The sequence below is a fragment of the Phycisphaeraceae bacterium genome, from assembly GCA_019636795.1.
Lineage (GTDB): Bacteria > Planctomycetota > Phycisphaerae > Phycisphaerales > UBA1924 > JAHBWW01.
The window spans coordinates 26,509-45,338 of the sequence record JAHBWW010000001.1 but is presented as its reverse complement, the minus strand read 5'-3'; the positions used below and the strand labels follow the sequence as shown (position 1 = coordinate 45,338).

Here is an 18,830-nt window from a genome sequence, read left to right as displayed (position 1 = left end):
TATTCCCATTCCCCCCGCGCGGGTTCCCCAAACAAAAGTCCGAACGTCCCATCATCCCCTATCGGCATCACCCACAACCCCGATTCACGCCAGCCTCACCACACGCCTCCCAACCCACTCCAACGCCAACAAGACCATTAAGACCACCAAAACAAGGGGTCTGTCCCACAGCGTCCGGATTTCAGGCTCTCCCGCAATGGTCACCGCCCTGTTCGGGAGACTGGCCTCCAATTGTGCCAACCCATCCGCCGTCAGAATGCTTCCACCCGTCGACTCCGCCAGTTCGCGCAACAGTTCGTGATTCGTCTGAGGCGTGCGCGATTCATCGTCCGGCCACACCACCGTTACAACCCGACCCTCCCCGGTTGTGGGTATCAGCGGGTCATCAATGGCAACCACGTACCGCCCCGGTCGATCGGGCACCCAAGTCCCACCAAAGTGCCGTCCGCGTCCGTCCGCCTGCGGATCGAGTGTCACCCTGATCCCCGATGTCTCCGAACCCACGCGCACCGACACTGCCGAAGCCCTTGAATCGATCAGCGATTGATCCAGCAGTTCCACCCCGATCCGGACAGGCTGGCCCACCAACGCAGCTTCGGGCGATGCGGTCAGCAGCACCGCACGATCGCCGCGCGCCAGACTCGCCCGCCCCAACTGCCTGATCATCGGCACCCAGAACCGCTCACTCAGATCCTCGCCACGCCCATACCTCCATCGCCACGTCTCGTCCGTCGCGATATACACACTCACCCCCGCTCCAAAACGCATCATCAGCACCGCTGGCGAAGTTCCATCCGCAGCGCCGCGCTCCGTCTCGAACGTCGCCAGCGCCACCGCACCAGGCTTGATCGCAGCGGGCGCGATCTGCTGCGCCCAGTGCAGCCTCGCCCATCCTGTATTGTGGTCCGACAATATCTCAGGCCACCCCGCATCCCCCGATGTCGCGCTCGTGGCATCGCTCATTTCGAGCAGCGAAAGGTCCGCAGCCGCCACGGTTCGCCGCATCGTCACCGGCTCGCGCCACACCCGCACCGCCTGTTCGACATCGAGCGACATCGGTAGCAGGTCCGCCAGTGCCGTCCCTCGCCATGCCAGAGGCACCGCACCAGGCCCGCTCGCCCAGATCAGCCCCGCACCACGCTCGGCGATGTGCTGCCGAAGATCGATGAGAGTGTCCTCGCCGATCAACTCTGGCCTCAAGTCGCCAATCACGACCACGTCGTACTCCGCCCACTCCTCTACAGATCGCGGCAGCGCGTCGATCTCGACATCTCCCTCCTGCAAATACCGCCTGTTCGCCGACAACAAGAGCGACGACGACCGAATCGACCGCTCGCGCAACAGCAGCGTCTTCAGATAGCGATGCTCCCACCGCGGATACCCATCCACATACAGCACCCGCAACGGCCGATCAACCAATTCCACTGAAACCTGCGCCATGTTGTTGTCCGCGATCAAATCATCCTGTTCCGGGATCAGCGTCACCGTCAATCGCCGGCCCCCAGCCTCGGAGAGCTGCGTCGAAAGACGCACCGTCGCAGTACCATCCGCCGCGACCTCAACTTCCTGCTCGTCGACAAGTTCATCCGTCGCCGCATCGCGCAACTGCAACCGCGCCCGCCCCGAAGTCGCACCTCGATGCTCGATCTCCACGCCGACGGTCACGACATCATCGACAAACACCACCTCCGGTGCCACCACACGCCGAATTGACATATCCGAAATCGGGTCTGCGCTGCCCAGCGCCACCGCATACACCGGCACACGCTGCCGTTCAAGCGAGCGCCGCACCGCACGCGAAACAGCATCCACCGACTGCCCATCGGAGAACAGCACAATCGCCGACAAAGGCCTCGCAGCCACACGCTGCAACGCGGCCTCCATCGATGCCCCGATCGCAGTGCTCCGACCTTCCGGCACACCCTGCAGCCCAGGCTCCTCCAAGAGGCGGCCATCAAGTTCGTACACCGAAGAATCAAACCCGAGCCACACCACACGCTTGTTCGCGTCAATCGACACCAGCACAGGCCTGGACGCCCCCAGAATCTCCTGCAACTGCTCCTCGCGCGACACCAGCGCCGGCCGCACCCCCGCGTCCGCAATCATCATCGACTGCGACCGATCAATCATCATCACAACCCAGTCGGGCTCCACACGTTCATTGCTCTTACGCAACTCCGGACCGCACGCCACCACCAGCAGCACCATGATGAACACGACGCGCATGCTCGCAAGCGCTACTCGGACGGGACGCGAAACACTCAGCCGCGCATACGAACTTGCGACAATCGCCACAACAACCGCCACAACAATCGCCCACACCCAGGCGGGCACCGGCCTGGCGAATCCGAACACCGCCTCCGGATCCGAGAACCCCAGCCCATCAAGCCCAAAAAGTGTGTCCAGAAACCCGCTCACGCCGCACCTCCGGGTGCAACCGACACGCCCGCGTGACTCGCAACTCGCGCAGCAAACATCTCCAACGCCGCCAATGCCGCCGCCGCAAACAGCAGCATCCACGCAAAACCAGCCCCGCGCGTTTCCCCAGCCTCACCGCTCGCCGCAAGGGCGCCAGCCACATCGCGACCCGCGACCAGTCGCACCGGCGAATCCGTCACACCACGCAACCAGTCCGCCACCGCGCCTTCGCTCAACGCCGACGTATCCGAGCCCGCATGATCGGCATTGGCCACCACCGTCACCCGCGGCGAACCCGATGCGTCGACCGCACGCCACACCCCCACATGCCGCAGCACAGCCGTCGGCGCACCATCACGCAACGAAACGCGCGGACCCAGACCAGCCGGCACCAACTCCACCACGCCGCTCGGTCGAGGTGCCTGCACGCCGCTCACCAACATCAAGCCCTGCGATCCTCGCGCCACACCTTGCCGCACCACTTCCTGCATCAACGGCACCATCAACGGCTTGGCCGGCAGATCCGTCCATGTCGGGTCCAGTGCTGTCGACAACAACACCACAACCCCACGCGAGCCCTCGGGCACACCGATCAGCAGCACCGGCTTTCCGCTCGCCGTTCGCAATCCCACTTCCCCGGACACGATCGGATCAGACTCCAGCCGATCACCTGCCAGCGATGAGCTTCCTTCCTGCCTTTGCCCGACCGTCACGTCCAGCAACTTCGACACCCGCACCGACTCGACCAGATACGGCAACTCACCCGCTATGACACGCAACAGCGAAGCCTCGCTTGCTCCGGGCCGAGCAAGTGTCTCCGAAGGCTCCAGCGTGCGAACCTCGCGCCCGATCTGCCATTCCAGCCCGAATGCCGACACCATTGCATCCGGCCACGTATGCACCTGCGCCTCGATCGGCGGCGCCACCACCACCAGCCCACCACGATCCACCACCTCGCGCAGCAGAGCCCACGACCCAACGTCAACCATGTCCGGCCGCAGCACGATCACCGCATCAAGCGACCCAAGCCTGGGCCGATCAATCGCACCCGGAAGCACCTCGACAATCTCAAGTCCGCTCGCACTCTCTGCCGTCGGCACCAGCGCCAGCATCACCCAGTCCGACGCCTCGAATCGCCCCACACCCACCTGCCGACCAAACCGCGCAGGCGCAACCACGCCAACACGAATGGCATCACGCAACTCCACCGGCACACGCCACTCGTTGTCGCCTTCGATCGCATCACGATCAATCCCGACACTCAGCAGCCCCATCGCTCCAGCCGATGCCAGCGCCGAACTTCGCACCGCAATCGTCGCCACCGCTTCGCGCTGCCCCATCTCCCAACGCACCACCGCAGTCCCCAACTCCACCGGATCGCCGCTCGCGCCCTCGATCCGTGCCCGAACCTGGGTCACGCTCGGCTCATCAATCCCGCTGCCGCTCCGACGCAGCACCACCCGAATCGGATTCGATAGATCCGCCGATCCAAGCCCCGTACGCACCAGCAACGACCGCGGCGGTTCAACATGCGTGACCGCAACATTCATCGGCCCAGTCGTACGCACTTCACGCCCCACCACCTCCACCGCACGCCGCAAAGGCCTCAACGACCGATCCAGCGCGACCGACCCCGCCAACCACTCGCTCAGGAGCACCAGCGAAATCAGCCTCGAAGAACCAACACTCTCCATGGCGTCAACTTCCAGCAGCGCGCCCGCAACATCAGCAGCCGAATCCGTCGGCGTCAACTCGTCAATCAATCGCAGCACCGCCGCAAGATCCGAACTCGGGGGCATCACCAGCGCCTGTGCCGGACCGCCCAGAGCGATCAATCCAACCACATCGCCCGCGCCCGCATTGAGCGAACCAACAAGCGCACGCGCCTCAGCCTTGAGCCGATCGAGCGCCATGCTTCCATCATCATCACGTACGCTTGATGCAAGGCTGTTGTCGATCGCGACAATGACTGTTCGCGCCCCGCTCGCCTCCGCACCCGATCCCGCAAAGTATGGCCTCGCGATCGCCATGCCGATCAGCGCCACAAGCAGGCATCGCGCAGCGAGCAGCAGCAACTGCTCCATCTGCAACCGACGTCGCTGACGCCGATACGCCTCGAGCAGAAACCGCATCGCAGCCCATCGCACAACCTTCCGCCGCCGCCTCGTCAGCAAATGCACAAGAATCGGCACAGCGACGCACGCCAGACCCGCCGTCAGGATCGCAGGATGGGCAAACGAAGGCCACACGATGCGTCACCCGTACTTCCGGCGCTTGATCTGCGCGTTGCGATGAGCCACAAATGACGCAAGGGTCGGCCCCAGCCACTCATGCGTACTCACCTTCTCATAATCAAAACCAAACGAACGCGCCGTCTTCTCAACCTTCTCCAGATGTTCACGCAGCGCCTCAAGATACCCGTCGCGCAGTGCTCGCGGATCGACCGCGATCCGCGCCTCGCCCTCAAGCCCTTCAAAACGCGACATCGCATCGAAGTCGAACTCGAGCTCCGCCCTGTCCATCACCTGGAACAGAATCACATCGTGCCCCCGATGCTTCAGACGTGCAAGCGCCGTCTGCAAGACCTCCGGCTCCACAAACAAATCACTCACAATCGCAAACAGACATCGGTTCGACACCTTGCCCAGAATCTGATCCACCACGCGCAGCAGGTCCGTTGGCCGATCCACCGGGTGCGTGCTCAACGCCTCGACAACCTGCCGCCACGTCCCACGCTGGCTCGATCGGCTCACAATCCGCCGCACCTCGTCGGCGAACACCACCAGCCCCACGCGATCCCCCTGCCGCAACGTGATGTAACTCATCGCCGCCGCCACCGCCGTCGCGTGGTCAAACTTCGACCAGTACACACGCCCGTCCGGCGAAGTCGTTCGCCCCACGCCCGACGCCTCCTGATACGACCTCGAGCCGTAATCCATCGACCCCGACGCATCCACCATCACCACAACATCGAGGTTTGTTTCCTGTTGATACTGCTTCAGGTGCAACTTGTCCGTGCGACCAAAGACCTTCCAGTCCAGGTGTCGAATGTCATCGCCCGACACATACGGCCTGTGCTGCGCAAACTCAACGCTCACGCCCTGATACGGCGAGCGGTGCTGGCCGCTCATCACGCCCTCGACGATCATCTTCGCCCGCAACTCGAAACTCCCCAGCCGCGCCAGTGTCTGCGGGTGCAGATACATCGACGCATCAGGCCGGTCAGACGGAGGCCGATCAGAGATGGGCCGGGTTTCATCGCTCGCCATTGCAGGATCGTACCGTCGCCAAACCTCGCAGCCGCGCACCGCCCCGAAAACTCGCCAACCAAAAAAACCCGGCCGAATCCTCTTCGACCGGGCCTTCCCCGAAACCCCTCCTCGCGCGAGCGAGGTCTCTTCCTTTATTTCTCGTCAATCAATCACGCGCAGGCTTCGCGCCACGCTGGCGCTCGCGAAGCACACGCCCCCGCTCGCCACGTTCCTTTGCTCCAAAACGCGCCCGATCACCCCAGCCGCGGGCCTCAAACGCCGCGCGCCGCTCAGTCTCGTCGAGTTTCCCGTCGCCATTGGCATCAAACTCCGCAACCAACTCCGCACGCCGGGCCTCAAGACGCTCACGCACCGCAGCGCGGGCTTCCCCACGCTCCTGGCCACACAACTTCCCGTCCCCATCCTTATCAAAACGCTTGACGGCTTCGCTTCGCACACGCTCGCGCAACTCAGGCCCACGTGCCGGACGGGACTTCTCCCCACCCTCACGCACACCAACCTGTGCCTGCGCCATGCCACACATCAGAAGCCCAAACAGCCCACAAAGCACAAATCGCATCATCTTGATACCTCTCAAAAGAGTCGATCTTGATTCGCCTTCGCACAACGCTCTATCCCTCTCCCCTATTGCGGACATTCCGCCCCCGATTCGCGGCTCCTCCCCTTCTGTGCCGATAACTCCACCATGCCCACCGATCGTGTCTCCGCCTCCGGCATCACCCGCATCGGCGTCCTCACCGGAGGCGGCGACTGCCCAGGACTCAACGCCGTCATCCGAGCCGTCACCAAGGACGCCCTCTTCCACGGCATGGAAGTCTTCGGCATCGAAGACGGCTTCCTCGGCCTCATCGAAGACCGCATCCGACCACTCACCAACGACGACGTCTCCAACATCCTCGGCGTTGGAGGCACCATCCTCGGGTCATCCAACAAGGCCAACCCCCAGAAATTCGCCGTCGGCAAAAACCCCGATGGCACACCCATCTGGCGCGACATGACCGATGTCTGCATGACCCACCTCGAGATCCACGGCATTCAGGCCCTCGTCGTCATCGGCGGCGACGGCACCATGTCCGCCGCCAAACCCTTCGCCGATCGCGGCATCAACTGCATCGGCGTCCCCAAAACCATCGACAACGACCTATGGGGCACCGACATCACCTTCGGCTTCCAGACCGCCGTCGCCGTCGCCACCGACGCCCTCGACCGCGTCCACACCACCGCCGCAAGCCATCACCGCGTCATGGTCGTCGAAGTCATGGGCCGCAACGCCGGATGGATCGCCCTGCACGCCGGCGTAGCCAGCGGCTCCGACGTCATCCTCATCCCCGAAATCCCATTCGATCTCGATGTCGTCTGCGACTACTGCCTCTGGCGCAACCAACGCGGCAAACGCTTCAGCATCATCTGCGCCTCCGAAGGCGCAAAACCAAAAGGCGGCAAGCAGATCGTCGAACGCTACGACCCCACCAGCCCCGACCCCATCCGCCTCGGCGGCATCGGAAAGTGGCTCGCCAACGAAGTCGAACAACGCACCGAAATCGAATCACGCTACGTCGTCCTCGGCCACGTCCAGCGCGGCGGAACCCCCGTCCCCGGCGACCGCATCCTCGCAACACTCCTCGGCGACCACGCCATGCGAATGCTCCACACCGGCAAACGAAACCGCCTCGTCGTCATGCAGGGCGGCATCCTCGGCGATGTCGAAATCACCGCCGCCGCCGACAAACAACGCCTCGTCCCGCCCGACGACCCGCTCATCGAAGCCGCACGCAGCGTCTACACATGCTTTGGCGACTCATGAATGATCCCCTGCTGATTCTGCTTCACATCCCGAAAACGGGCGGAACAACGCTCGGAAGATGGTTGCGAATTCGCCTCTCCGTTTGGCCGCCCATTCACTGGCTGCGCCACCATCAGACGCTCGGCTATTACCGACTCGGCTACTCGAACCAGGAACACCTCGACGCCCGGTGCCAGCGCATCGCTGGTCTGACTGAGCCGCAACGACGCCGTGTGCGCTATTTCGCCGCACATGTTGGATTTCCGATCGTGCAACAGTTACCCGCGCCAGCACACGTCATGACGATGCTGCGCGATCCCGTCAGTCGTGTCATCTCGGCTTGGCGGTATCTGCGGGACTGCCGCGCAATCGATCCGGCGCTTTCACTTGCCGATTTTGCATTGGGCCAAACTCAGATTCATCCATACTTTGTTGACAACGCCATGGTCCGTTACCTTGGTGCAGAGGAGGGTCGCTTTGTCGATGGGCCGCCAGGTTCCTGTCCTGATGCGGCACTCGATCGCGCCTTGCACCGCATCAAGCACGAACTCTGGTTTACCGGCTTGACCGAGCGATTCGACGAATCTCTGCTTCTGCTGACCGACAAGCTCGGCTGGAAGCCACTGCCCTGCGTACGCACCCGTGTCAGCAGGCGCGGGGAATTGGAACCTGCACCCGATCCCGAACTCCTAGAGAAAATTCGAAAACGAAACGCACTTGACGACGTGCTGTACAAGCAAGCAGTCTCACAGTTTGAAGCGAGCACCGCTGCCGCTGGCGAACGATTCGCAGCCCGACTGGCCCGCTACGTCGCAACGAACCGACGTCTTGAATCCCTCGCTGCAATGGTGCGACGCTCACCTCGATCGACAGTTTGAAATTGGGATTAGACAACGCCGAGCAGGCTGTGAGGTCGCGCAGCGCATTGATCACTCCACCGCAAAGAAAAGGCTGACCTCTTGTCTCTCGTCCGAGACAACAGCCTGGTGGGAGTTGCGATCGTTCTGCAGTACGCACAGCCCCCGTCACTCCCGAATTCCCAAGCCACAAATCCCTGCTCCGCGCCATTCACGCCCGCCTCGGCTCGGACATCGGCGCGTTCCATGGCTTCCGTGTCAAACTGCACTACCCGCCAAGCCCGACCTCGCTCATGCTCCGCTACCGCCTTCCCGAAAAGCCGGACTGATCGAGAGCCGCTGCATCAACGAACAGCATCAACCAGCGCCGCTGCCGCACGCCCCACATACACCGGGCTCGTCGGCACAGCACTGAACTCCGCTATCGACCCCACCCCAAGATCCGCCGGCGTCAGATCCACCCGCCGATCCAGATCCTTGAGCTGCACCCGCTCCAGCCCGTGCACAATCGCCGCAAACTTCGCCTGCTGCCGCTCTGCATCGGCCAGCAGTTTCTTCAGATTCCGCGTGCTCTTGTAACTCTGCCGAGCGTGCATCGGCCTCACCCCGCCCGACCTCGCCTCATACCGATCACGCTCCCAGGGCTTGCCGCGCCGCTCGCGGTAGGCCATGCTCTCGATCCCCGATCGCAGCATCAGCACCAGCCCACGCTCGATCGGATCCGTCGCCTCGTCATCCGCCGAAATCACAAAAACCTCCGGCCTCGCGCTCGCCGGAGCACGACTCACCGCATCGGCCAACTCCGCACCCTTCGGCCATAAGTCCCGCTCCGCCAGAAGCAACCCCAGCACCACGTCGCCCATCCCGAACCCCACCGCTGGCGTCGCAGGCCCACCAAACAACTCCACCAATCCGTCATACCGACCACCACCACACACCGCCCGTTCGCCCTCGGCCGTGGCCTCGAACACCAGCCCCGTGTAATACGCCAGCCCACGCACCACACGAAAATCAATCCGCACCGGCGAAGGCGACACCCCCACCAGCCCAAGATTCACCCACGTCGACGCCAACTGCCGCACATACGGCACCACCTGCTCGGCCGCAAACTGCCGCTCCGCCGCCGAAAGCGACGAAGGATCACGCGAAAACAACCGACCGATCAACGTCGCATCCTCCGAATCGCCTTCAAGTTTCGACTCGATCGCCGCCCGCACACGCTGGGCTGTCGGCTCCTCAGCCCCCAGCGCCCGCGCGAGTTCAACATACGTCTCGAACGGAATCTTCTGCGCCCGATCCAGCAGCCCGAACCACGCCTCCACCTTGTCATCAGGCACCCCACAGAACCGCAGAATGTTCGCCGTCGCAGTCCGATGGCTCAGCCGCAGCGTCACATCGCCCGGCCCAAGCCCCAGCGTCATGAAACACGACAAAATCGCGTGCTCAATCTCCGTCTCGGCCATCGCACGCCCCGCAGGCGAGCCGTCATCAGCCAGAAAATCCATGTTCCACTGCAAAAACTCCCGCAACCGCCCCCGCTGTGGCCGCTCGGCACGAAAGTACGGCCCCGCCGTGAACCACTTGCAAGGCTTGGGCAACTGCTGCGCCCGCGCCGCATACATCCGCGCCAGCGTCGGCGTGAACTCCGGCCGCAACGCATAATCCTTCTCCCCCCCGCTGCGCCTGAAACTGAACAACTCGCTGACGATCCCCTCGCCGCTCTTGATCGTGTACAGGTCCAGATGCTCAAACGTCGGCCCCTCAATCTCCTCAAACCCGCAACGAATGGCCGTATCGCGCCACGTCTGCGTGAGGTATCGCCGCGCCAGAACATCGTCAGGGTACAAGTCGCGCGTGCCAGTCGGAGCGGGGATCTTGCGGTCACTCATCGTGGGGGAAGGTTAGGGGGCAACGGGAGGCTCGACCTCAGCCACCAATCTACGTGGGAGGACACCGAGCGAACCGTTTCGTACGGCGCAAGCAGCAGTTGAGTCGGCACTCCGGACAGGTCGTTCTTGCCGGAGTAGCCACTGCTGCGCGAAAAATCTCGGAGCTCAATCGAGCTAAACTCAGGCCTCGGTAACAGAGGGCCAGGGTCGCCATGGCAAAAAGCAGCCATGAGTTCGAGTTGCATGTACAAGGCAGGGGAAAGGCTCCTCCTGTTATTATCTATAAATATGTGACCGCAGAGATTGCAAAAAATATCTTATCATCAGGTCGCCTTCGGTTTCGATCCCCGATCGAATTCAATGATCCCCTTGATTCACAATGGGACCCTTTCTGGCATCTTTGCACGCGATCAGCCGCAGCGGAACGAAGGGGCCTGCTTCAACTGGCGCTTCGCAACCCCGAATCAGTCCCCTCCAATGCAGACCCAACACACTTGCTAGGGCTAAGAGCGATGAGGGCGGAGATAACAACACTGCCCATGTGTCAACGTGAAACGAGGATCGCAGAGATAGTCGCCGAAGTGGGAGACGATGGAGCAGACCCGCCCCCGGGCCTTAGGGAGCAACTGCGACAACTTCACCGACGAATGAGAGTTTGCTGTTTCTGTGAGGACCATCTGTCTGTCTTGATGTGGTCCCATTACGGAGATCAGCATCGCGGGTTTGTATTGGGATTTGACTCAAGCATTCTTGAGCGAAAATGGCAGCGGCCGCTTGAGCCCATTGAGTACCGAGAAGATCTTCCCAAAATCATTGAACTCGAGGAGTGGAATCGTGCCATAGTTTTCGGCACACCAAGTCCCTCCATAGTGGATCGCCGTTGGGCGTTGGTCAAACACTCCGACTGGCGATACGAACGGGAGTGGCGATTTGTACTGGCCGCGGATTCGCACGGCCCACAGACCCACGAAGACATTCCCTTCCCTGCTGGAGCGTTGGTATCTGTGGTCTCTGGTTGTCGCGCGGATGTCGACCTTGCCAGCAAAGTGCTCTTGGGTGCTCAAAGTGTCAATCCCGAAGTTGCATATGCTCGTGTCACCTTGCCGCCTGATCGGCTGAGTCTCACAAGCGTTGATGCCTGACCTGTACTGAGTTTTCGGCTGGTTGGGCGGGTGGCATGCTCAAAGAGGCTCTGATCCTTGAGCATGGACATTGGAGCGAACACCGCATCACAGGCCGGGTGCCGTGGCCATGGCTTTGCGTGACCACGATCTCGAACCGATCATGGCGCACCACAAAAACTCGCCACTCTGCGCAGTGGCAAGAGCGCCCGGCTGCATCACAGACCGGGTACGCATGTGAGCCCATGCCCAGAGCACCATGATCACGCTGCCCGCCGACGTGCGGTTCAGGTGCGCGCGTGGTTCCGTGTTGGCCCGCGTTAGCCCGCGTCTGGATCAGTTCGGCTTCAGCGGCGACGCCGGGACGCCCTCGAACGTGATCTTGACCGGCTTGATGAACCCATGCTCATCGAACTCCATCCGGTCGATGCACACGACGCGGTGATTGCGGTCCGTTTCTCCGAGCGGGCGACGGTGGTAGACGATGAACCACTCATCGCCGCCGCGCCCGGCTTCGCCGCCGCGCCCCTGTTTGCGGATCACGCTGTGGTGCCCGGCACCGGTCGCGATGGCCGGGTCCTGCTGCAGCACCACCCCGATGCGCTGCCACGGCCCCATCACCGAATCCGCGATGGCGTACGCAACGCGATAGTCAGGCCCCGTCCAGCCTCCTTCGGACCACATGAAGTAGTATCGCCCATCGCGTTTGAACATGAAAGGCCCTTCGACGTACCCCTCGGGCGTGATTTCCTTGAAGATCTCTCCGTCGTCAAACGCTTCAAAGCCGCGATAGTCATCGCGCAGCCGCGCGATGTTGCAATGGCGCCATCCGCCGTAGATGAGATAGTCGGTGCCGTCGCTGTCACGAAACACGAACTGATCAATCGGCTGCGCGCCGTGGTGAAAGCGATCGATGAGCGGCTTGCCGAGCAGATCGCGGTACGGCCCCTCGGGCTTGTCCGCAACGGCCACGCCGATCCCGCCCAATTCCTGGTCGCTCTGAATATCGTTCGCGCCGAAGAACAGGAAAAAACGATTGTCCTTTTCGATGACAGCGGGCGCCCACATTGCGCGTCGCGCCCAGGTGATGTCCGCCGAGGTCAGCACGCGCTCGTGCTTCGTCCATGTCACCAGGTCCGGCGAGGAAAACGCATCGAAGTGCAACTGCTGATCGTACGGCGCGGAAAAGGTGGGAAAGATCCAGTACCGATCGCCGAAAATCATGCCCTCAGGATCGGCGTACCAACCCTCGAACACAGGATTGCCGCTCATCGCGATCGGCTCGGGCGCGGGGCCCTGTGAAACGCGACGCCCCGCACACCCGCCAAGGCCGAGCGCCAGCACACCCAAGCCCAGTACATGCAAGCCCCGCACGCTCAAAATTGTTGCCATTCGTGTCATGCGTGAGACTGTACCCGGGACCCATCGCCCACACCCGCGATCGCGCACCATCCACCCCCGTCCTGTCGCGTGGCCTGCCTGCCTCCTGCCCCTCCCCCTCCCCTACCATGCTCTCTCCCCCCGGGCCGGTCCGGGGCGCTGTGTGTCTGTACCGAGGCTTCCCATGCCCAGCATCACCATCAATGGCAAAACATTCCCCTTCACCCCGGGGCAAAAAATCATCGAAGTCGCCAACAACGCCGACCTCGAAATCCCCCAATACTGCTACCACCCCGGCCTCTCCATCCCCGCCCAGTGCCGCATCTGCCTCGCCGAAGTCTGGGCCCCCAACCCCCGCAACGACAACAAACTCGAGCCCCTCATGGGCGGCAAACTCCTCCCCACCTGCGCCACCGACTGCACCGATGGCATGGTCGTCTACACCGACTCGCCAAAATCCGTCGCCAACCAGAAAGCGGTGATGGAATACCTCCTCATCAACCACCCGCTCGATTGCCCCGTCTGCGATCAGGCCGGCGAATGCACCCTCCAGGATTTCTCCTACAAATACGGCCGCTCCGCAAGCCGCTTCGAAGAACAAAAAGTCAAACAGCCCAAAAAAGACCTCGGCCCCACCATCTACATCTACTCCGACCGCTGCATCATGTGTACACGCTGCGTCCGCTTCGCCCGCGAAGTCCCCGGCACCGCTGAACTCATGATCGAAGGCCGCGGCAACCAGAGCCAGATCGACATCTTCCCCGGCGTCGCCCTCGACAACGAACTGGCCGGCAATGTCGTCGATCTCTGCCCCGTCGGCGCCCTCCTCGACAAGGACTTCCTCTTCGCCCAGCGCGTCTGGTTCCTCAAGCGCACCCCCTCGATCGACGGCATCACCGCTTCGGGCGACAACATCTACCTCGAACACAACGAAGGCCGCGTCTACCGCATCAAACCACGCACCAACCTCGCCATCAACAAATGGTGGATCACCGACGAAGTCCGCTACGGCTGGAAGTTCATCCACTCCGATGCCCGCCTCACGCAGCCCCTTCGCCGTCAGCACGCCGCACTCGTCCCCAGCACTTGGCAGCGCACGCTTGACCTGGCCGCCGCAGCCCTTCGCAGCGCCGCCGAATCGGGCAAGCGCCTCGGCCTCATCCTCAGCCCCATGCTCAGTTGCGAAGACGCCTACCACCTCGCCCGCGTCGCTCGCCAGATCGACCCCAACGCTGCCATCGCGCTTGGCCCCGTGCCCACCGATGGCCACGACAAAACCTTCCCGCCCGGCGCAAGCCCCACCGACACCAACGCCTTCACCATGTACGCCGAGAAGGCCCCCAACGCCCGAGGCGTCTGCCGCGTCATCGACGCCCTGGGCCCCACCACCTCATTCGACGACCTGCTCAAGGGTGCCGAATCCGGCGCGATCTCCGCTGTCATCGCAACCGGCAACTATCCGAGCGTCTGGGCCACCGACCGCGTCATCAACGCCCTGCATCGTCCGACGCTCATCCTCATCGACACTCTGGCAAGCCCCCTCGCCGAAGCCGCCGACTTTGTCCTCCCCGCCGCCACTTGGGCCGAAAAAGCCGGCACCTTTGAAAACGCCCGAAACCTCATCCAGGCCTTCGAGCAGGCCATTCCTGTCGTCGGCCACTCCAAGTCCGAAGCCCAGATCGCCCTCGACCTCGAAGCCGTCCTCGCCGGCGAAGTCCTCGCCAGCCCCGCCAGTGGCTACGCCGACCTCATCGTCGACGAAGGCCCGGGCCAGGTCCCCGCCGCCACCGCATCAGTCGCCGTCGAACGCGCCACCCTCTACAACGCCGCCGACACCCGCACCGCCATGGCCACCGCCAACCCCGCCCTCTCGGTCTTCATCACCGATGTCCTCACCCCCGCCGCCGATCGCGCGATCGAAAGCGACATGCCACTGGTCGCCCTTTAATCCGTCTGCATTCGCCTTCCAGACGCCGGATCTTTTAGGCGCACCCTGCGCTTCATTCGTCCCCTCGCCCCCAAGCCCAAAGGTCCGGGTCTCCCCCACCCCTACAATCCTCTTCACACCACACAAAAGGAACCACCAATGACCAAGCCCATCCCAGAAGGTTGCGAAGGTTTCATCCCGCATCTCGTCGTCGCTGGCTGCGCCAAAGCCATGGACTTCTATAAGACCGCATTCGGTGCCGAGGAAATCTGCCGCATGCCCGCGCCCGACGGCCGACTCATGCACGCCGAGATGCGCATCGGCAGCAACATCTTCTACCTCGCCGACGACTTCCCCGAATACTGCGGCGGAAAGTCGCGCAGCGCCACCTCCCTCGGCGGCTCACCGACCAACCTCCACCAGTACGTCACCAACTGCGACGCAGCCGTCGATCGCGCCACCCGCGCCGGCGCCACCGTCACCATGCCCCCCGCCGACATGTTCTGGGGCGACCGCTACGCCGTCGTCACCGACCCCTTCGGCCACGTCTGGTCATTCGCCACACACCTCAAAGACCTCTCACCCGAAGAAATGGCCAAAGCCGCAGCCGAAGCCGGGTTCTGATCGCACCGCACGCGCCCTTCGCACACAATCAGCGCGCACATGGCTCACTAATTCCATCCCTACCCTCTCCTCATGCCCCCCGCCGTCTTCCTCGACCGCGACGACACCCTCTGCCGCAACGCCGACCTCCCGCCCGAGGCCTGGGGCCACGCACGCCCCGGCGACCTCCTCAATCCCGATTTCGTCCGTCTCCTTCCAGGCGCACTCGAAGCCTGCATCCGACTGCAATCGCTCGGCCTCACCCTCGTCCTCGTCACCAATCAAGGCGGCGTCGCATTCAGCGGCGGAACACTCCGCGATGTCGAAGCCTGCAACGACCGCCTCAGCCAACTCCTGACCCACCAAGGCCGCCCGCTCATCACCGCCTCCTACGCCGCCCCCCACCACATCGGTGGCTCCGACCCACGCTTCGCCATCGACGAAAACTGGCGTAAGCCCCAGCCCGGCATGGTTCTCGCCGCCGCACGCGAACTCTCTCTCGACCTCGCTCGCTCATGGTTCATCGGCGACAAACCCCGCGATGTCGAAGCCGGCATCGCCGCAGGCCTCAACCCCACACACTGCCTCCGCATCGGCCCCGGCCAGCGCTTCGAAGACCTCGCCGCCGCCGCCGCCCACATCGAGCGATCACTCGCCCCCACGCCGCCGCCACACATCGTCCCCGCATCAACCGTCAGCCTCGAAGCCGACGACATCGCCCTCCTCGGCTCAGTCTGGCCAACCATTCGCGCCGCCGCAAGCGCCATCGCCGAACGCACCGGCGTCCAGATGCTCCGCCTCGAACTCGTCGGCCCACGGCTCATCGCCACACTCGCCACACACCGCCTGGCTGCACTCGGATTCGCCGCCGAACTCCGCCGACAGACCAACCACTGGGCACGCACACGCCTCGGCCGCCCGCTCTGGCGCGATGACCCCCGCCCCGACACCAACAACTCCCCCACCGACGACATTCCCGAAGAACCATGGGATTCATCCTCCTGGTTCCAGGGCCACGACCCCGAAGACGATCCCGACACCGACGATCACGGTGACCGAAATGCATGAACGAGTCCTCATCGTCATGCCATCATGGGTCGGCGATCTCATCATGGCAACGCCCGCCCTCCGACTCATCCGCGACGCACTCCCCGACTCTCACCTCACCGCAATGCTCCGCCCAGGCCTCGACGAACTCCTCGTCGGCACCGCCCTCGTCCAGGACTACCTCATCGCCGACGCACGCGGCCTCTTCGGCCCCTGGCACGTCGCACGCACTCTCAAAAACCACCGCTTCGACACCGCCCTCATCCTTCCCAACTCCTTCTCCACCGCCTTCACCGTCGCCCTCGCCGGCATACCACGCCGCATCGGCTACGCCCGCGATCACCGCAGCCTTCTCCTCACCGAACGCATCCAAGCCCCGCGCACCCCCAACCACTGGGCCATCATCCCCGCAGTGCAATATTACATCCACCTCGCACGCATCATGCTCGGGCAGACCCTCACCCTCACCCCACCGCTCCTCACCAGCCTCACACACGCCCCCCTCGACCTCCCGCCACACACACTCCTCGAACTCGCCCCCACGCCCGATCAGCACGCCGCCGCTACCACCCTCCTCGCACACGCAGGAATCTCCACGCGATACGCCATCCTCAACCCCGGAGGCAACAACCCCGCAAAACGCTGGCCCCCCGAACGCTTCGCCGCACTCGCCGATCACCTCGCTCGCTCGCACCACCTCGCCATTCTCATCAATGGCTCCCCCGCCGAACGCGATCTCGCACACGCCATCGCACGCAGCACCACCACGCCCTGCACCATCCTGCCCGACCTGGGCATCTCCCTCGGCTCGCTCAAAGCACTCGTCGCTCGCGCCGCCATCATGATCACCAACGACACCGGGCCACGCCACATCGCCGCCGCCTTGCGCGTTCCCCTGGTCACCCTCTTTGGCCCGACCGACCCACGCTGGACCACCATCCCCACCCATCCCGACGCACCCGAAATCATCCTTATCGCCAACAAGGATCTCACGCCAGAGCAGTCCGCCAACGACTTCCCGCACACTTCGCGCATCGATCGCATCACGCTCGACGAAGTTATCGCCGCCGTCGATCAACTCCTATAACAAAAGAGGCCCGAGCGCAAGCGAGGGCACAAGCGAGAGCTCAAAACGAAAGCGCAAAACAAAGGCCCAGGCGCCCCTTGCCCCCGCTCCCCCGCCCTACTCCACCACCTCGACCCGCGTCATCGCATCAAGATTGCGCACCACAATCTCCCCGTCATCCTTGCGCAACTCCACGCGATCGATCCACAACTTCTTGTCCAGCGCATGCGCAAACCACGATCCGGTCTTCTGCTGCCCAATGCGCAGCACAACCCCCTCCACAGTGCTCACCAGAGCGCCCGAAGGCCTCGCAATCTGCCCAATCACGCGCACTCGCTGCCCAACCTTGATGTTTGCCGAAGCTTCAAGCATAAGGCCCAAGTATACCCGCCCCCACACAATTGCAGAAAGGCGACCGCGCCACCGCGCAGCCGCCTTTCTTGCACCGCCACACCACGCCTTACATACTCAGATCAATCGTCGTCACAGCCTCCGCAAGACGTGACCTCACGTCCGCCAACTGCTCCGACGTCATCTTCAACGCATCGAGCACATCAGGACCAACCTCCAGCGAAGGCAGATCCAGCCTGAATCCATCCTTAAAATCCCCCACCAGACGGTCCGCAACATGCACCACCGTCGCAATCGTCCGAATCTGCGCCGCAAGCTCCAGCGGGCGGTGGTGATACCCCGTCACACGCACAAACGTCTCCGGGAACTTCCACTTCTTGCACAACGCCTGCCCGAAGTCCTGATGGTCGGCCCCAAAAATCTCCGCCTCAACCTTCAGCATGTCCGCCACCGGAGCACCATCAGCCCCAGGACCCATCGCCTGCACCACCTCAATCAGCGCATTGCGATCAAACTGCATCTCCACCATGATCCCGATGTCATGCATCAGCCCCGCAAGATACGCCTCATCCCCAAGCCCAAGACGCAGCGTGTCCGCGATCATCTTCGCGCCCGCTGCCGTCATGTTCGCATGATTCCACAAATGCCGGGCTGAAAAACTCGGCGTCAGATCCCCACCACGAAACAACTTCGCCAGACTCGCCGCAATCGCAATGTTCTTCACCGCGTTGAGCCCGAGCATCACAATCGCACGGTTGATCGACCCGATCTGCCCGGGAAGACCATAAAAACTCGAATTCACCACCTTCAAAATGCGGCTGCACAACGCGGGATCATTCGAAATCACCCCGTTCAGGTCCTGCGCCGTCGACTTCGGATCCTCCACAAGATCAATGATCTTCAGCGTGATCTCCGGCAAGGTCGCGATATGGCTGATCTCGCGAATCGCCGCCGATACAACCTGCTCTCGCTGCTCAACTGTCGCGCTCATGCGTGCCTCTCCAATGATGGGTCTCCCCTCACCATCGGACTTCTAACCCTCACACTTTCAAACCAGCACACAAAAAAAATGAGTTGAGGTCCACACCCCAACTCAAACACCAAACATCATGCAAC

The 18,830-nt window shown here is 62.9% G+C and carries 15 protein-coding genes; 7 read left to right on the top strand and 8 right to left on the bottom strand.

Annotated features, from left to right (window positions below; genetic code table 11):
* Window positions 1-84 precede the first annotated feature (84 nt).
* The 4 genes from KF757_00205 to KF757_00190 form a co-directional block, all read right to left on the bottom strand.
* Window positions 85-2,418, bottom strand: coding sequence for a VWA domain-containing protein (locus KF757_00205; GenBank protein MBX3321388.1), 2,334 nt, complete (start codon window positions 2,416-2,418; stop codon window positions 85-87).
* A complete protein-coding gene (locus KF757_00200) occupies window positions 2,415-4,667 on the bottom strand; it encodes a BatA domain-containing protein (GenBank protein MBX3321387.1) in 2,253 nt (750 codons plus the stop codon). The genes KF757_00205 and KF757_00200 overlap by 4 nt, the downstream gene beginning before the upstream one ends.
* Window positions 4,668-4,673: 6 nt before the next feature.
* Entirely contained in the window at window positions 4,674-5,687 is a 1,014-nt protein-coding gene (locus KF757_00195) for a DUF58 domain-containing protein (protein MBX3321386.1), read from the bottom strand.
* 148 nt (window positions 5,688-5,835) lie between these two features.
* Complete coding sequence (locus KF757_00190) at window positions 5,836-6,252, bottom strand: EF-hand domain-containing protein (protein MBX3321385.1); 417 nt, start codon at window positions 6,250-6,252, stop codon at window positions 5,836-5,838.
* 123 nt (window positions 6,253-6,375) lie between these two features.
* On the opposite strand from KF757_00190, the gene KF757_00185 reads away from it, so the two are divergent.
* Complete coding sequence (locus tag KF757_00185) at window positions 6,376-7,494, top strand: 6-phosphofructokinase (GenBank protein MBX3321384.1); 1,119 nt, start codon at window positions 6,376-6,378, stop codon at window positions 7,492-7,494.
* Window positions 7,491-8,351: a sulfotransferase family 2 domain-containing protein gene (locus KF757_00180; GenBank protein ID MBX3321383.1), complete on the top strand. Its 861-nt coding sequence runs from the start codon at window positions 7,491-7,493 to the stop codon at window positions 8,349-8,351. The genes KF757_00185 and KF757_00180 overlap by 4 nt, the downstream gene beginning before the upstream one ends.
* Window positions 8,352-8,674: 323 nt before the next feature.
* Here KF757_00180 and KF757_00175 read toward each other — a convergent pair whose 3' ends face one another.
* On the bottom strand, window positions 8,675-10,219 hold the full coding sequence (locus tag KF757_00175) for an ATP phosphoribosyltransferase regulatory subunit (protein MBX3321382.1): 1,545 nt from the start codon (window positions 10,217-10,219) through the stop codon (window positions 8,675-8,677).
* Window positions 10,220-10,947: 728 nt separating this feature from the next.
* On the opposite strand from KF757_00175, the gene KF757_00170 reads away from it, so the two are divergent.
* Window positions 10,948-11,361, top strand: a complete 414-nt coding sequence (locus KF757_00170) for a DUF2971 domain-containing protein (GenBank protein ID MBX3321381.1) — start codon at window positions 10,948-10,950, stop codon at window positions 11,359-11,361.
* Window positions 11,362-11,676: 315 nt separating this feature from the next.
* Here the strand turns inward: KF757_00170 and KF757_00165 are convergent, their stop codons facing one another.
* Window positions 11,677-12,732 carry a glycoside hydrolase family 43 protein gene (locus KF757_00165; GenBank protein ID MBX3321380.1) on the bottom strand — a complete coding sequence of 352 codons (1,056 nt, stop codon included), beginning with the start codon at window positions 12,730-12,732 and terminating at the stop codon, window positions 11,677-11,679.
* A 172-nt stretch (window positions 12,733-12,904) separates the two neighbouring features.
* On the opposite strand from KF757_00165, the gene KF757_00160 reads away from it, so the two are divergent.
* The 4 genes from KF757_00160 to waaF all read left to right on the top strand — a co-directional run bounded on the left by KF757_00160 (window position 12,905) and on the right by waaF (window position 17,384).
* Window positions 12,905-14,668, top strand: coding sequence for a molybdopterin-dependent oxidoreductase (locus KF757_00160; GenBank protein ID MBX3321379.1), 1,764 nt, complete (start codon window positions 12,905-12,907; stop codon window positions 14,666-14,668).
* 138 nt (window positions 14,669-14,806) lie between these two features.
* The gene (locus KF757_00155) at window positions 14,807-15,271 is read left to right on the top strand and encodes a VOC family protein (GenBank protein ID MBX3321378.1); all 465 of its coding nucleotides are present in this window, start codon (window positions 14,807-14,809) and stop codon (window positions 15,269-15,271) included.
* 72 nt (window positions 15,272-15,343) lie between these two features.
* Complete coding sequence (locus KF757_00150) at window positions 15,344-16,318, top strand: HAD-IIIA family hydrolase (GenBank protein MBX3321377.1); 975 nt, start codon at window positions 15,344-15,346, stop codon at window positions 16,316-16,318.
* Window positions 16,311-17,384, top strand: coding sequence for a lipopolysaccharide heptosyltransferase II (gene waaF / locus KF757_00145; GenBank protein ID MBX3321376.1), 1,074 nt, complete (start codon window positions 16,311-16,313; stop codon window positions 17,382-17,384). The genes KF757_00150 and waaF overlap by 8 nt, the downstream gene beginning before the upstream one ends.
* 96 nt (window positions 17,385-17,480) lie before the next feature.
* Here the strand turns inward: waaF and KF757_00140 are convergent, their stop codons facing one another.
* Both KF757_00140 and KF757_00135 read right to left on the bottom strand, forming a co-directional pair.
* Entirely contained in the window at window positions 17,481-17,735 is a 255-nt protein-coding gene (locus tag KF757_00140) for a hypothetical protein (protein MBX3321375.1), read from the bottom strand.
* An 88-nt stretch (window positions 17,736-17,823) separates the two neighbouring features.
* Window positions 17,824-18,705 (bottom strand): HDOD domain-containing protein, encoded by an 882-nt coding sequence (locus KF757_00135; protein MBX3321374.1) that lies wholly within the window; start codon window positions 18,703-18,705, stop codon window positions 17,824-17,826.
* Between the last annotated feature and the right edge of the window lie 125 nt (window positions 18,706-18,830).